This window comes from Pseudomonas zanjanensis, from assembly GCF_014268745.2.
Lineage (GTDB): Bacteria > Pseudomonadota > Gammaproteobacteria > Pseudomonadales > Pseudomonadaceae > Aquipseudomonas > Aquipseudomonas zanjanensis.
Genome location: NZ_JABWRB020000001.1, coordinates 3,482,702 through 3,497,947, shown reverse-complemented (window position 1 = coordinate 3,497,947; position 15,246 = coordinate 3,482,702). Strand labels below are relative to the sequence as shown.

14 protein-coding genes are annotated in these 15,246 nt (G+C 61.3%); 12 read left to right on the top strand and 2 right to left on the bottom strand.

Going from position 1 to position 15,246, the window contains the following annotated elements:
* Positions 1–578: 578 nt before the first annotated feature.
* Positions 579–3,770: a ribonuclease E gene (rne, locus tag HU715_RS14840; protein WP_186707188.1), complete on the bottom strand. Its 3,192-nt coding sequence runs from the start codon at positions 3,768–3,770 to the stop codon at positions 579–581.
* Between the two features lie 699 nt (positions 3,771–4,469).
* Between rne and rluC the strand changes: the two genes are divergently transcribed.
* From rluC to HU715_RS14825, 3 genes are read left to right on the top strand one after another with little or no spacing between them, the layout of a single operon-like run.
* A complete protein-coding gene (gene rluC, locus HU715_RS14835) occupies positions 4,470–5,426 on the top strand; it encodes a 23S rRNA pseudouridine(955/2504/2580) synthase RluC (protein ID WP_060743156.1) in 957 nt (318 codons plus the stop codon).
* Entirely contained in the window at positions 5,416–6,078 is a 663-nt protein-coding gene (locus HU715_RS14830; RefSeq protein WP_186707189.1) for an HAD-IA family hydrolase, read from the top strand. The genes rluC and HU715_RS14830 overlap by 11 nt, the downstream gene beginning before the upstream one ends.
* A 20-nt stretch (positions 6,079–6,098) precedes the next feature.
* On the top strand, positions 6,099–7,088 hold the full coding sequence (locus tag HU715_RS14825; protein WP_186707190.1) for a S49 family peptidase: 990 nt from the start codon (positions 6,099–6,101) through the stop codon (positions 7,086–7,088).
* A 135-nt stretch (positions 7,089–7,223) separates the two neighbouring features.
* Here HU715_RS14825 and HU715_RS14820 read toward each other — a convergent pair whose 3' ends face one another.
* Complete coding sequence (locus tag HU715_RS14820; RefSeq protein WP_186707191.1) at positions 7,224–7,802, bottom strand: Maf family protein; 579 nt, start codon at positions 7,800–7,802, stop codon at positions 7,224–7,226.
* 105 nt (positions 7,803–7,907) lie between these two features.
* Between HU715_RS14820 and HU715_RS14815 the strand changes: the two genes are divergently transcribed.
* The 9 genes from HU715_RS14815 to mltG all read left to right on the top strand — a co-directional run bounded on the left by HU715_RS14815 (position 7,908) and on the right by mltG (position 15,227).
* Positions 7,908–8,435: a YceD family protein gene (locus HU715_RS14815; protein WP_003204262.1), complete on the top strand. Its 528-nt coding sequence runs from the start codon at positions 7,908–7,910 to the stop codon at positions 8,433–8,435.
* A gap of 13 nt (positions 8,436–8,448) precedes the next feature.
* Positions 8,449–8,631, top strand: coding sequence for a 50S ribosomal protein L32 (rpmF, locus tag HU715_RS14810; protein ID WP_003179396.1), 183 nt, complete (start codon positions 8,449–8,451; stop codon positions 8,629–8,631).
* A gap of 4 nt (positions 8,632–8,635) precedes the next feature.
* Complete coding sequence (plsX, locus tag HU715_RS14805) at positions 8,636–9,646, top strand: phosphate acyltransferase PlsX (RefSeq protein WP_186707192.1); 1,011 nt, start codon at positions 8,636–8,638, stop codon at positions 9,644–9,646.
* 123 nt (positions 9,647–9,769) lie between these two features.
* A complete protein-coding gene (gene fabD / locus HU715_RS14800; RefSeq protein WP_186707193.1) occupies positions 9,770–10,708 on the top strand; it encodes an ACP S-malonyltransferase in 939 nt (312 codons plus the stop codon).
* Between the two features lie 15 nt (positions 10,709–10,723).
* Positions 10,724–11,467, top strand: a complete 744-nt coding sequence (fabG, locus tag HU715_RS14795; protein ID WP_186707194.1) for a 3-oxoacyl-ACP reductase FabG — start codon at positions 10,724–10,726, stop codon at positions 11,465–11,467.
* Positions 11,468–11,658: 191 nt separating this feature from the next.
* Positions 11,659–11,895 carry an acyl carrier protein gene (gene acpP / locus HU715_RS14790; RefSeq protein ID WP_003175607.1) on the top strand — a complete coding sequence of 79 codons (237 nt, stop codon included), beginning with the start codon at positions 11,659–11,661 and terminating at the stop codon, positions 11,893–11,895.
* Positions 11,896–12,003: 108 nt separating this feature from the next.
* Complete coding sequence (fabF, locus tag HU715_RS14785; protein ID WP_186707195.1) at positions 12,004–13,248, top strand: beta-ketoacyl-ACP synthase II; 1,245 nt, start codon at positions 12,004–12,006, stop codon at positions 13,246–13,248.
* Positions 13,248–14,063 (top strand): aminodeoxychorismate lyase, encoded by an 816-nt coding sequence (gene pabC, locus HU715_RS14780; RefSeq protein ID WP_186707196.1) that lies wholly within the window; start codon positions 13,248–13,250, stop codon positions 14,061–14,063. Before fabF ends, pabC begins: the two co-directional genes overlap by 1 nt.
* A 3-nt stretch (positions 14,064–14,066) precedes the next feature.
* Positions 14,067–15,227, top strand: coding sequence for an endolytic transglycosylase MltG (gene mltG / locus HU715_RS14775; protein WP_186707197.1), 1,161 nt, complete (start codon positions 14,067–14,069; stop codon positions 15,225–15,227).
* Positions 15,228–15,246: the final 19 nt, after the last annotated feature.

Genomic DNA, 15,246 nt, shown 5'->3' with positions numbered 1-15,246 from the left:
CTGGGAGCGCCAGCCCGGTCAAGCGGGAGCAAGCTCCCTCGCCACAAAAGCTTCCCAGCCATCACGGCACAGATTGATCAACGGTAAACATTGTGGGGGCGAGCTTGCTCGCGAAAGCGGTTTGGCATTCAACATTGATGCAGGCTGAGACGACGCTATCGCGAGCAAGCTCGGCTCCCACATTGGATCTCCAATGGATATAAGCCTTGTGCCGGGCGCCGGCCCCTTGTGTGCGAGCGATGGCGCAGGGTCAATTTGCAGTGATGTTGGATACCCCAAGGTTTATGGGAACAGCACGGTCCTGTGGCGAGGGAGCTTGCTCCCGCTGGGTCGCGCAGCGGCCCCCAGAAAGCGATGAGCGCTGCGCACTGGAGCGCCAGCCCGGTCAAGCGGGAGCAAGCTCCCTCGCCACAAAAGCTTCCCAGCCATCACGGCACAGATTGATCAACAGTAAACATTGTGGGAGCTTCGGCGGATATGAGTCTTGTGTCCGGCCCAGTTCCCCTGTGGATAAGTCTGCAGGCATAAAAAAGCCCCGCCTGGCGTTACCAGGCGGGGCTTTTTACTGGGCGGTGGAATCAGGCGTGAGGTTTAGGCTCGTGCTCTTTTTCCTGGGCTTCAGTGTGACGCGGTGCGATTTCTTCAGCGACGTGCTGAGGTTCGTCGAACGTCGGAGCTGATTCAGCCGGGGTTTCGGCGACCGGGGCAGGGGCTGCCTCGGCAACGTCTTCCACGACTGGAGCTGTCTCGGCGGCAGGCACTTGAGCGGCGGCAGCGGCAGCTTGTTCGGCTTCCTTCTGCAGACGCTCGGCTTCACGCTTGCGACGACGCACTTCACGTGGATCGTTCGGCGCGCGGCCATTCGCGGTCAGGGCACTGGCCGGTGCAGGCTCTTCCAGCGGGGCAGGGGCTTCGGCAACCACGGGCGCTTCGACCACTGGAGCAGGCTCGACCACTTCTGGCTCGACCGCTTTCACGGGCTCTGGTGCCGGCTCAGGCTCGACAACCGGTGCCGGTGCGGCAGGCTCGGCGGTCCAGTTGAACGCCGTCTGCTCTTCGCGGACAGGCTCGGGTGCCTTTTCTTCGGCCGGTGCTTCGACGACCGGTTCGGCAGCCACCACTGGTGTCTCGACGACCGATGCAGGCTCGGCGGCGACTTCAGCTTCAGGCTGGGCTTCAGGTGCCGGTGCGAGTTCCACTTCTGGCGAAGCGGTGGCTTCTACCGGGGTGGTGGCTTCGACCGCAGGCGCTTCAACCGGCGCGCTTTCCACCGCAGCGGTGGCACGTTCGGCTTGTTCGTGCGCCTGGGCTTCGGCCGGAGCGCTGATCGCGCTGCTGGCAACGGCCGCAGTCACGGCCAGGCCGGCGGCCAGATCCGCAGCGCTTGGCGCTTCGGCGTTTTCGCTGGACTCGGACTCTTCCGAACCTTCGATCACATTGCCGTTGGCGTCGCGTTGACGCTCACGACGGTTGCTGCGACGACGCTGGCCACGGGAGCGGCGGCGTGGACGATCACCTTCGGCGGTGTCCTGGCCGTCTTCCTGCAACTGCTCTTCGGCGTTCAGCACTTCTTCTTCGCTGGCAGCGGCGGCTGCCTGTTCAGCGCGAGGCTGGCGCTCCTCACGTGGCGGACGCGGCGCGCGTTCTTCACGAGGCGGGCGAGCCGGACGCTCTTCAGCAGTGGCAACAGCCACGGCCGGGGCGGCATCCAGTGGCTCGCGCAGTTCGCGAACACGCTCTTCACGCTCGCCACGTGGCTTGCGATCTTCACGCGGTGCGCGCGGCTGGCGTTCTTCACGCGGCGGACGCGGTGCGCGTTCTTCGCGGGCTACGACTGGCGCTTCCTCACGGGCCTCGCGCGGCTGGCGCTCTTCACGCGGCTCACGCGGCGCGCGTTCTTCACGCGGTGCACGTTCTTCGCGAGGCTTGCGCTCTTCGTCGCGACGACCGTTGCGGTTGCGGGTTTGCTGGCGACCGTTGCGGCGTTCTTCGTTGCGGGCCGGACGCTCGGTAGCGGCAGGCTTGGCGACGACGGCCGGGGCAGCTGGCTCTTCCTTGGTTGCAAACAGGCTGACCAGCGACTTCACCAGGCCTTTGAACAGGCTCGGCTCCGGGGCTGCGGCCGGGGCGGCAACCGGGGCAACCACTTCGGTAGGAACCGGAGCGTTGGCGCGGGCCGGTGCGGTCTTGACCGCGGCTTCCTGGCGAACCAGGGTGCGAGTGGCGGCGGCCGGCTGGACTTCTTCCACTTCGGCAGCGGCAGCAGCGATTTCGTAGCTGGACTGGTTGGTGTGGGCTTCCGGGCTGTCATCGCGCAGGCGCTGCACTTCGAAGTGCGGCGTCTCGAGGTGATCGTTCGGCAGGATGACGATACGGGCGCGGGTGCGCAGTTCGATCTTGGTGATCGAGTTGCGTTTTTCGTTGAGCAGGAACGCGGCCACCGGGATCGGCACTTGGGCGCGAACTTCGGCGGTGCGGTCCTTCAGGGCTTCTTCTTCGATCAGGCGCAGGATCGCCAGGGACAGCGACTCGACGTCACGGATGATGCCGGTGCCGTTGCAACGCGGGCAAACGATGCCGCTGCTTTCGCCCAAGGATGGACGCAGGCGCTGACGGGACATTTCCAGCAGGCCGAAGCGCGAGATACGACCGACCTGGACGCGGGCGCGGTCGGCTTCCAGGCATTCACGGACTTTTTCCTCCACGGCGCGCTGGTTCTTGGCCGGGGTCATGTCGATGAAGTCGATGACAATCAGGCCGCCAATGTCGCGCAGGCGCAACTGACGGGCGATTTCCTCGGCCGCTTCAAGGTTGGTCTGCAGGGCGGTTTCTTCGATGTCGCTGCCTTTGGTGGCGCGCGCCGAGTTGATGTCGATGGACACCAGGGCTTCGGTCGGGTCGATGACGATGGAGCCGCCGGACGGCAGTTCGACGACGCGCTGGAAGGCGGTCTCGATCTGGCTTTCGATCTGGAAACGGTTGAACAGCGGAACGCTGTCTTCGTAGAGCTTGATCTTGCTGGCGTACTGCGGCATCACCTGGCGAATGAAGGTCAGGGCTTCGTCCTGGGCTTCGACGCTGTCGATCAGCACTTCGCCGATGTCCTGGCGCAGGTAATCGCGGATGGCGCGGATGATCACGTTGCTTTCCTGGTAGATCAGGAACGGTGCGGAACGATCCAGCGAGGCTTCTTTGATGGCGGTCCACAGTTGCAGCAGGTAATCGAGGTCCCACTGCATTTCTTCGCTGCTGCGACCCAGGCCTGCAGTGCGCACGATCAGGCCCATGTCGGCCGGTGCGACCAAGCCATTGAGGGCTTCACGCAGTTCGTTGCGCTCTTCGCCTTCGATGCGACGGGAGATGCCGCCGGCACGCGGGTTGTTCGGCATCAGGACCAGGTAACGGCCGGCCAGGCTGATGAAGGTGGTCAGGGCGGCGCCCTTGTTGCCACGTTCTTCTTTTTCGACCTGGACGATGACTTCCTGGCCTTCGCTCAGGACGTCCTTGATGTTGACGCGGCCTTCAGGGGCCTTCTTGAAGTATTCGCGGGAGATTTCTTTGAGGGGCAGGAAGCCGTGGCGCTCGGAGCCGAAATCGACAAAGGCAGCCTCAAGGCTTGGTTCGATGCGAGTAATCCGGCCTTTATAGATGTTGGCCTTCTTCTGCTCGCGTGCACCGGATTCGATATCCAGGTCGTAGAGGCGCTGGCCGTCTACCAGTGCAACACGCAACTCTTCGGGTTGAGTTGCGTTAATCAGCATTCTTTTCATGTAGTACCGTCGGTTTCCGGGCTGCCGGAAACGGCGTTCGGCACACACGACTTCTCACGGTCGGTGTCAGGTGCGTCCTGGAGGTGGCAAGGCCATTCCAGTGTCCAGCGAGTTCGGCCCAATGATGGCGAAGTCGCGACGGACGCGTCCTGCTTGCTGGTACTCAAGCACTCAGTCAGGAGGAGGAATCAACCGGCGTCTGTGGACGAGATGAAGCGTCTAAATATAAGCCTAGTGCTACACAGTCCGACGGTTGTACGTCTCCACCCTACACGTATCCCTGATAATTCGGGTGCTGCCGCGCGCAGAATCCGCAGCGGGTTGGCATTTACCGTGAGCTCCGGAAGGGGAGGTCACGCATCATGGCTAATTTAGGCGTTGTTTCCGAAGCTCTCGCTCGGGGTCGTTCGCAGCTGACTGCACTTTGTGAACTGGCCGTGAATGTGGCGCGCAAGGCGAGTCAAAACTCTGCTTTGCGGCGTATCTCAGGCCTCATGTCACCTGCGCTCGTTACACCTGAAAACTCTACCGTTACGTAGCGAAAGCCCCGTAGGACGGCCTCTCGTCCTCGTGAATTGCGTTGGTCAGGGCCGGTTTTTGACCGCTGGTCCACTGTCCAGCCACTTTTGGCGGCGTTCGCGACTATAGCAGCAATGATTAAGTGCTTCAATTCCATAAAAAATTGTTATGATCGCCGCCATGACAACTACTGCCCCTTCGACCCCTGGCGTTCAACTGCTCGAGGTCTCGCCGGAATATGCCGGCCAACGAATCGATAATTTCCTGCTGGCCCGGCTCAAAGGCGTGCCCAAGACCTTGATCTACCGCATTTTGCGCAAAGGCGAAGTGCGAGTGAACAAAGGTCGGATCAAGCCTGAATACAAGCTCCAGGCCGGCGACATCGTGCGCGTGCCCCCGGTTCGCGTGCCCGAGCGCGATGAGCCGGTACCCCTGGCCCAGGGATTATTGCAACGCCTTGAAGCCTCGATCGTCTATGAAGACAAGGCCCTGATCGTGATCAACAAGCCCGCGGGCATTGCGGTCCACGGCGGCAGCGGCCTGAATTTCGGCGTGATCGAAGCCTTTCGTCAGTTGCGTCCGGACGCCAAGGAACTGGAGCTGGTCCATCGCCTCGACCGCGACACCTCCGGCCTGCTGATGATTGCCAAGAAACGCAGCATGTTGCGCCACCTGCACGAGCAGTTGCGCGGCGATGGTGTCGACAAGCGCTACATGGCGCTGGTGCGTGGGCGCTGGGAGACCTCCATCAAGCAGGTCCGTGCGCCGCTGCTCAAGAGCAACCTGCGTTCCGGCGAGCGCATGGTGGAAGTCAACGAGGAGGGCAAGGAGGCGCTGACGGTGTTCAAGGTATTGCGCCGTTTCGACGACTTCGCCACCTTGGTCGAGGCCAAACCGGTGACTGGGCGTACGCACCAGATCCGCGTCCATACCCTGCACGCCGGCCACTGCATTGCCGGTGACAGCAAATACGGCGACGACGATTTCACCAAGGAAATCCGCGACCTGGGCGGCAAGCGCCTGTTTCTCCATGCCTATATGCTCACCGTGCCGCTGCCCGATGGTGGCGAGCTGAAGTTGCAGGCCCCGGTGGATGATATGTGGGCCAAGACCGTGGAGCGGTTGAGTGCATCCTGACTACAAATTGCTGATCTTCGATTGGGACGGCACTCTGGCGAACTCTGTTGGTCGGATTGTCGAAGCGATGCATGTCGCATCGGATCGTTCGGGTTTGGCCCGGTGCGACGATTTTGCAGTGAAGGGCATCATCGGCCTGGGATTGCCGGAAGCGATTCGCAGCTTGTACCCGGATATCGATGACGATGCGCTGGTGGTTTTTCGCCAGCACTATGCCGATCACTACATCGCGCTGGAGGCTGAGCCTTCGCCGTTGTTCGAGGGCGTGGTTCATACCCTTGAAACCTTGAAAGGCGAGGGTTATCGCTTGGCGGTCGCGACCGGCAAGGCTCGTCGGGGGTTGGATCGGGTATTGAAGGCCCATGGGTGGGATGATTATTTCGACATCACTCGTGCCGCCGATGAGACGGCCAGCAAACCGCATCCTTTGATGCTCGAACAGATACTGGCCCATTGTGGGGTAGAGCCTGCGCAAGCGTTGATGGTGGGGGATTCCTCGTTCGACCTGCAGATGGCGCGTAACGCCGGCATGGGTTCGGTGGCTGTCAGCTATGGTGCGCAGTCCATCGAGGCGCTCAAGGCGTTCGAGCCGCGACTGGCGATCGACCATTTTCCTGAATTGCACGCCTGGCTGAGCCGGCGCGCTGATTAAAGTCTGTTGAGGATGCATGTATGACCGATGAATGGAAGGCACCGGCCAAAGCGAGCGCTGACAACGGTGACGAAAAAAGCTGGAAGCTGTTGGAAAAGACCCTGCTGGCCGGGGTGGAAGAGCAGCGTCGTGCGCGCCGGTGGGGGATCTTCTTCAAGTGCCTGGTCTTTATCTATCTGTTTTTCGGCTTGGCGCTGATCTACCAGGCGGTTGACGGGAAAACGAGTCCGGGAGGTGGTGCAGCCTATACGGCGGTCATCGATATTGAAGGCATGATCGCCGACAAGGAAGCGGCCAGCGCGGACAACATCATCGGTAGCCTGCGAGCTGCGTTCGAAGACTCGAAAGTCAAAGGGGTGGTGCTGCGCATCAATAGCCCGGGCGGCAGTCCGGTACAGGCCGGCTACGTCTATGACGAAATCGTTCGTTTGCGTGCGGCGCACCCGGACATCAAGCTCTACGCGGTGATTGCCGATCTCGGCGCCTCCGGTGCTTATTACATCGCCAGTGCCGCGGACCAGATCTATGCCGACAAGGCCAGCCTGGTGGGTTCCATTGGCGTGACGGCGGCCGGTTATGGCTTCGTCGAGACGCTGGGCAAGCTTGGGGTGGAGCGTCGGGTCTATACCGCGGGCGAGCACAAATCCTTCCTGGATCCGTTCCAGCCGCAAAAGCCTGAGGAGACGGCGTTCTGGCAGGGCGTGCTCGACACCACCCATAAACAGTTCATCGCCAGCGTCAAGAAAGGGCGGGGCGAGCGCCTGAAAGACAAAGAGCATCCAGAGTTGTTCTCCGGGCTGGTCTGGTCGGGCGAGCAGGCGTTGCCGCTGGGCTTGATCGATGGCCTGGGCAGCGCCAGTTCCGTGGCTCGGGATGTGATTGGTGAGAAAGAGTTGGTGGATTTCACCGTCGAAGAGTCACCGATCGACCGCTTCTCGAAGAAGTTGGGTGCCAGTGTCGCCCAGCACCTGGCGATGTGGATGGGGTTCCAGGGGCCTGCGTTGCGCTAGGCGTCTCGCGATATAGTGGGTGCAAGTTTCCCTGTGGCGAGGGAGCTTGCTCCCGCTGGGCTGCGAAGCGGCCCCAGATTTTGCGGTCGCTGCGCAACCGAACGGGAGCAAGCTCCCTCGCCACGGATTTTAGCGTTAGGGAACCTGCACGCCCTCGACCAGCAACATATCCACAAGACGAATCAACGGCAGCCCGATCAGGCTGGTGGCGTCCGGCCCTTCGGTGCTCTGGAACAGGCTTACGCCAAGCCCCTCGGCCTTGAAGCTGCCGGCGCAGTCGTAGGGTTGTTCGGTGCGCAGGTAGCGTTCGACGCGCCCAGGATCCAGGGTGCGCATGTTGACGGTAAATGGAACGCAATCGACCTGGCAGGCGCCGGTCTGGCTGTTGAATAGCGCCAGGCCGGTCAGGAACGTGACCCTGGTGCCGCTGGCGGCCAGCAGTTGCTCGCGAGCATTGTCGAAGGTGTGGGGTTTGCCCAGGATGCGCTCGCCGAGCACGGCGACCTGGTCTGAGCCGATGATCAGGTGGGCCGGATGGCTGTCGGCCAGCGCCAGGGCTTTTTCTTGGGCCAGGCGTTTGACCAGCTCGACGGCGGGCTCGCCGGGGCGATGGCTTTCGTCGATATCGGGTGAGCTGCAGACGAACGGCAGTCCCAGGCGGGCAAGCAATTCCCGGCGATAGACCGAGCTCGAGGCAAGTAATAAAGGCAGCATGGACGTCTCCAGGAGGCAGGGGTGAATTCTAGCGAGGCACGCAAGTGACGGACAGGGCTGAATTTCCTTTGACATGGCTGGGGGCATCCCTATAATGCTGCGCCTATGTTGAATGACCCGATTCCACCTCACGTTGACCCGCGCAAATTGGCTGACCGTGGCACCACCCTTCAAGGTGAACTGCTGCTGGCCGATTTGAAGAGACTCTGCGACCCGCTTTCCGACGATGTCGGTACGGTCCAGGCCAAATTCGTTTTTGAACGAGATGAACGTAAATCTGTGGTTATCCACAGCTTTATCGACACCGAAGTCAAAATGGTTTGCCAGCGTTGTCTTGAGCTGGTCACCCTGCCGATCCACAGCGAATGCAGTTACGCCGTGGTGAAGGAGGGTGCGAATACCCAGTCGTTGCCGAAAGGTTATGACGTGCTGGAACTGGGCGAAGATCCATTGGATCTGCAGTCACTGATCGAGGAGGAGCTTCTGCTCGCCTTGCCCATTGTGCCTGCTCATCATCCGGAAGAATGCCAGCAGCCGGCGGGAGCAGATGAGCCCGAACCGAGCGAGGACGAGGTAACGCGGTCCAACCCGTTCAGTGTATTGGCGCAGTTAAAGCGTGACCCAAACGTTTAGGAGTTAATCAATTATGGCTGTTCAGCAGAACAAAAAATCCCGCTCTGCCCGTGACATGCGCCGTTCGCACGACGCTCTCGAGGCTAGCACCCTGTCCGTAGAAAAGACCACCGGTGAAGTTCACCTGCGTCACCACGTATCGCCAGAAGGCGTATACCGTGGCCGTAAAGTGATCGACAAGGGCGCCGACGAGTAATCACTTGTCCGCTCAAGTCATCGCGATTGACGCAATGGGCGGGGACTTCGGTCCCCGCAGCATTGTTCAGGCCAGCCTTGCTTGCCTGAATGCTACTCCCTCGCTGCACCTGACCCTCGTCGGTCAATCCCCCCTCCTGGAAGACATGCTCAGCGGCCAATCGGCTGTGGATCGCGCGCGCCTGACGATTGTCCCGGCGTCTGAAATCATCGCCATGGACGAAAAGCCAGCCCAGGCCCTGCGCGGCAAGCCTGACGCCTCGATGCGGGTGGCCCTTGAGCTGCTGCGCGATGGCAAGGTCCAGGCCTGTGTCAGTGCCGGCAATACCGGTGCGCTGATGGCACTGTCGCGCTACGTACTCAAGACCTTGCCGGGTATCGACCGGCCGGCGATGGTGGCGGCGATCCCGACCCAGCGTGGGTTCTGTCAGTTGCTCGACCTGGGGGCAAACGTCGACTGCAGTGCCGAGCATTTGCTGCAATTTGCGGTGATGGGCTCGGTCGCGGCTGAAACCCTGGGCATCGTGCGTCCTCGCGTGGCGCTGTTGAATATCGGCACCGAAGACATCAAGGGTAACCAGCAGGTCAAGCTGGCGGCCACGTTGTTGCAGGCTGCGCGGGGTATTAACTACATCGGTTTCGTCGAAGGCGATGGCTTGTACCGTGGCGAGGCCGATGTGGTGGTCTGTGACGGCTTCGTGGGCAATATCCTGCTCAAATCCAGCGAGGGGCTGGCCACCATGATCGGCCAGCGCATCGAGACTTTATTCAGGCAAAGCCTCGCCTCGCGGGTGGTCGGCGCCTTGGCGCTGCCGTTGATGCGTCGGTTGCAGGCCGACCTGGCGCCGGCGCGGCACAACGGAGCGAGCTTCCTCGGGCTGCAAGGTATCGTGATCAAGAGTCACGGATCGGCGGGCGTGCTGGGGTTCCAAAGTGCGATCAACCGAGCGGTGATCGAGATCCAGGAGAACCTGCCGGAGCGCTTGCACGGTCGCCTCGAGGATTTGTTAACTTAGGCGTTTTCGTCCGACAATGCTTAAATGTGACCGGTCGGTTCAACCCGCCATCCAATTTGCAGTTTGCTAGCGCCCCCAGGGGCGTCAATTTTTGACGACAAGATCATTAGGGGCTTTGTTTTCATGTCTGCTTCCCTCGCATTCGTCTTTCCAGGGCAGGGCTCGCAGTCCCTCGGCATGCTGGCCGAGCTGGGCGCGCAATACCCGCTGGTCCTCGAAACATTCAAAGAAGCTTCCGATGCGCTCGGCTATGACCTGTGGGCATTGACCCAGCAAGGGCCGGAAGAGCAGCTCAATCAAACCGATAAAACCCAGCCAGCCATCCTCACCGCTTCGATCGCCTTGTGGCGCTTGTGGCTGGCTGAAGGCGGCGCGCGCCCGGCGTTCGTCGCCGGTCACAGCCTGGGCGAATACAGCGCCCTGGTGGCCGCTGGCAGCCTGAGCCTGGGCGCCGCGGTGAAACTGGTGGAGCGTCGTGGCCAGTTGATGCAAGAGGCCGTTCCGGCCGGGCAGGGCGGCATGGCCGCGATCCTGGGTCTGGAAGACGCTGATGTGCTCGCCGCCTGTGCCGAAGCGGCACAAGGCGATGTGGTCAGCGCGGTGAACTTCAACTCCCCGGGCCAGGTAGTCATCGCCGGTGCCAAGGCGGCCGTCGAGCGTGCCATCGAAGGCTGCAAGGCTCGTGGTGCCAAGCGTGCCATGCCGCTGCCGGTCAGCGTGCCGTCGCACTGTGAACTGATGCGTCCGGCCGCCGAGCGCTTTGCCGAATCCATCGCTGCCATCGACTGGCAGGCTCCGCAGATTCCCGTGGTGCAGAATGTCAGCGCCAATGTGGCGCCAGATCTCGAGACCCTCAAGCGTGATCTGCTGGAGCAACTCTACAAGCCGGTTCGCTGGGTCGAATCGGTGCAGGCCCTGGCAGCCAAGGGCGCGACCGAACTGGTCGAATGCGGTCCTGGCAAAGTGCTGGCAGGCCTGAACAAACGCTGCGCCGAAGGCGTGTCGACTTCCAATCTCAATACCCCAGATGCCTTCGCTGCCACCCGTGCAGCGCAGGCCTGAACAGGAGAAGCTTGCATGAGTCTGCAAGGTAAAGTTGCACTGGTGACCGGTGCAAGCCGTGGCATCGGCCAGGCCATCGCCCTGGAACTGGGTCGTCAAGGCGCCATCGTCATCGGCACCGCGACTTCCGCTTCGGGCGCCGAGCGCATCGCCGCGACCCTGAAGGAAAACGACATCCAAGGAACCGGCCTTGAACTGAACGTCACCAGCGACGAATCCGTTGCGGCGGTGCTGGCGAGCATTCAGGCGCAGTTCGGTGCGCCGGCGATCCTGGTCAATAATGCCGGTATCACCCGCGATAACCTGATGATGCGCATGAAAGATGACGAATGGTTCGACGTGGTCGACACCAACCTGAACAGTCTGTACCGGCTGTCCAAGGGCGTTCTGCGTGGCATGACCAAGGCGCGCTGGGGTCGAATTATCAGTATCGGCTCGGTTGTGGGTGCCATGGGCAACGCAGGCCAAGTAAACTATGCTGCGGCGAAGGCCGGTCTGGAAGGTTTCAGCCGTGCGCTGGCGCGTGAAGTGGGTTCGCGCTCGATTACGGTAAACTCGGTTGCACCGGGTTTCATCGACACCGACATGACCCGTGAACTGCCGGAAGCACAGCGTGAAGCCTTGTTGACGCAGATTCCGCTGGGTCGTCTGGGGCAAGCTCAAGAAATCGCGTCCGTGGTCGCTTTTCTTGCGTCGGACGGTGCGGCATACGTGACCGGGGCTACAATCCCGGTGAACGGCGGGATGTACATGAGTTAAATGTGACGGATTGCTTCAAAAAAATGTCATACGAGCTGTCTAAAATCCGTTATAAAGCTGCAATCAATTTATAGACAGCGGGCCGCTGGGTTTGAGGAGTGAAGCTTTCGGTTGAAAAACCGAAAAGTTCTTCTATACACTTACCCACCGGCCAGCTGCCTGAATTTGTCCATTAGGAGTGAAAACAAGGTATGAGCACCATCGAAGAGCGCGTCAAGAAAATCGTTGCCGAGCAACTGGGCGTTAAAGAAGAAGAAGTTGTGAACACCGCTTCCTTCGTAGAAGACCTGGGTGCCGACTCCCTTGACACCGTTGAGCTGGTGATGGCTCTGGAAGAGGAATTCGAGACCGAGATTCCTGACGAAGAAGCTGAGAAGATCACTACTGTACAAGCTGCTATCGACTACGTTACCAGCCACCAGGCGTAATCGTTTTTAGTCGTCGCTAGCTGTCATGGAAAAACCGCACTGCCATCACGGCGTGCGGTTTTTTCTTTAGGCCTGATGCAAAGTCGTCATTAGAAAAAGGAGAGTGCTGTGTCGCGTAGACGCGTCGTAGTCACCGGTATGGGTATGTTGTCGCCACTGGGCACGGATGTGCCGAGCAGTTGGCAGGGCATTCTGGCCGGCCGCAGTGGCATTGGTCTGATCGAACACACCGACCTTTCTGCCTATTCCACCCGTTTCGGCGGCTCGGTAAAGGGCTTCAATGTCGAGGAATACCTGTCGGTCAAGGAAGCCCGCAAGCTTGACCTGTTTATTCAATACGGCCTGGCAGCCGGTTTTCAGGCGGTGCGTAACGCCGGCCTGGAAGTCACCGACGCCAACCGTGAACGCATCGGCGTGGCCATGGGCTCGGGTATTGGCGGCTTGACCAATATCGAAGAAACCAGCCGCACGCTGCACGAATCGGGGCCGCGACGGATTTCTCCGTTCTTCGTGCCGGGCTCGATCATCAACATGATTTCCGGTTTCTTGTCCATCCACCTGGGTGCCCAGGGACCCAACTACGCCATCGCCACGGCGTGCACCACCGGTACCCACTGCATCGGCATGGCCGCGCGCAACATCATGTACGACGAAGCCGATGTGATGATTGCCGGAGGCGCCGAGATGGCCGCATGCGGCCTCGGCATGGGCGGTTTTGGCGCATCCCGCGCGCTGTCGACCCGCAACGACGAGCCCGCCCGCGCGAGCCGGCCGTGGGACAAGGGCCGTGATGGCTTCGTGTTGTCCGACGGTGCCGGTGCGTTGGTGCTCGAGGAACTGGAGCACGCCAAGGCGCGCGGCGCGACTATCTATGCCGAGCTGATCGGCTTTGGCACCAGTGGCGATGCGTACCACATGACCTCGCCACCGGCCGACGGCGCCGGTGCGGCCCGTTGCATCGCCAACGCCTTGCGTGACGCGAAGCTCAACGGCGAGCAGGTGCAGTACATCAACGCCCACGGCACGTCGACCCCGGCCGGCGACCTGGCCGAAGCCCAGGCGATCAAGACCGTGTTCGGCGAGCATGCCTACAAGCTGGCGGTCAGTTCGACCAAGTCCATGACCGGTCACCTGCTGGGTGCGGCAGGGGCGGTGGAAGCGATCTTCAGCGTATTGGCGATCAACAGCCAGACGGCGCCGCCGACCATCAACCTCGATGAGCCGGACGATGGCTGCGACCTGGACTTCGTGCCGCACACGGCCCGCAGCATGGATATCGATGTGGTGCTGTCCAACTCCTTCGGTTTTGGCGGGACCAACGGTTCGCTGGTGTTCCGCCGGTTCGCTGGGTGATGGAAAGCTGGGTCGACGGTCAGCCGGCCGACGTCCTGTCGCTGAAAGATCGCGGCCTGGCTTACGGCGATGGGTTATTCGAAACCATCGCCGTTCACGATGGCACCCCGGTGCTGTTGGAACGCCACCTGCAACGCCTGGAAGCCGGATGCCAGCGTTTGGCGCTCAACGTTGACATGGGCGCATTGAGTACAGAATTGAGCACCTACGCCGGTTGCCTGGGTGATGGCGTGCTGAAACTGATCGTGACCCGTGGCGACAGCCTGCGCGGTTATGCCGCTGATCCTTCGGTGCCGGCCAAGCGCATCCTGCAAGGGAACCCGCCGGCCACTTATCCCACTGCCCATGCCGAACAAGGCGTCCACCTGTTTCCCTGCACCGTGCGTTTGTCCGAGCAGCCCTTGCTTGCCGGCCTCAAGCACCTCAACCGCCTGGAACAAGTACTGGCCCGTGCCGAATGGCGCGATGGGCAGTACGCCGAAGGCTTGATGTTGGACGCGTCTGGGCGGGTAATCGAAGGCGTATTCAGCAACCTGTTCCTGGTGCGCGATGGCGTTTTGTTCACGGCGGACCTGAGCCGTTGCGGTGTGGCCGGCGTGATGCGCGCGGAATTATTGTTTCAAGCCGAGTCCCAGGGCATCGCCACGCAAATCACCGACATCGGCCTCGAACAACTGCACCAGGCCGATGAAGTCTTCGTCTGCAACAGCGTATATGGCGTGTGGCCGGTACGCGGATGCGGTTCGGCGTGCTGGTCGGTTGGCCCGCTCACCCGTAAACTGCAAACCCTTGCCCGTGCGCTATTGGATGCTTGATTCGTGAGACGTAAATTCTTGCTGCTGCTGGAGACCGGACTGGTCCTGGCAGGGCTGTTGTTGGGCGCTTCGGCCTGGAAAATTCATTCGGCGCTGCAACAGCCGCTGAACATTACCCAGGAAGAATTGCTGGACGTGCCCAACGGAACCACCCCGACCGGAACCCTCAAGCGCCTCGAGGCCGATGGCCTGATCAAGGACGCCTTCTGGCTGCGTGTCTATTGGCGCTTCAATCTTGCCGGCCAGCCGTTGCACTCCGGTGAATACCGGATGGTGCCAGGCATGACCATGGAGGGGCTGATCGGTGTCTGGAAGCGCGGTGAAGTGGTGCAGTACAGCGTGACGCTGGTGGAGGGCTGGAATTTCCGCCAGGTGCGCGCCGCACTGGCCAAGGATGAAAAACTCCAGCAGACCCTTGCCAACCTGAGCGACAGCGAGGTGATGGACCGTCTGGGTCATTCGGGAGTATTTCCCGAAGGCCGGTTCTTCCCGGACACCTACCGCTTCGTGCGCGGCACATCGGATGTCGACCTGCTGAAAAAAGCCTACGACCGTCTGGAAGACGTGCTCGCCAAGGAATGGGCACAGCGTGCCGCCGATGTGCCTTACACCATGCCGTACCAGGCGCTGATCATGGCGTCCCTGGTGGAGAAGGAAACCGGCGTACCCCAGGAGCGTGGGCAAATTGCCGGCGTCTTTGTCCGGCGCATGCGCCTGGGCATGCTGCTGCAGACCGATCCCACAGTGATCTACGGGTTGGGTGAGCGCTACACCGGCAAGCTCACCCGCGCCCATCTGAAAGAAGAGAACCCCTATAACACCTACCTGATCCCGGGCTTGCCACCGACGCCGATCGCGATGGTGGGGCGCGAAGCGATTCATGCCGCGTTGAACCCGGCACCGGGCAACAGTCTTTATTTTGTCGCCCGTGGCGATGGCAGCCATGTGTTTTCCGATGACCTGGAATCGCACAACAACGCGGTGCGCGAGTTCCAGCTCAAGCGCCGTGCCGATTACCGCTCCAGTCCGGCGCCGGTAACGCCGGACGAGCAGGCGCCGATCCCGGCGGCATCGCCCGACACGGCACCTGAAGCGGTGCCCCATGTGCCACCTCAGGTACCTGCCCCGGAACCGGACGCCAGCGAGCCACCGAGCCCGCAATGACTTTGATTAAGGATCGCCC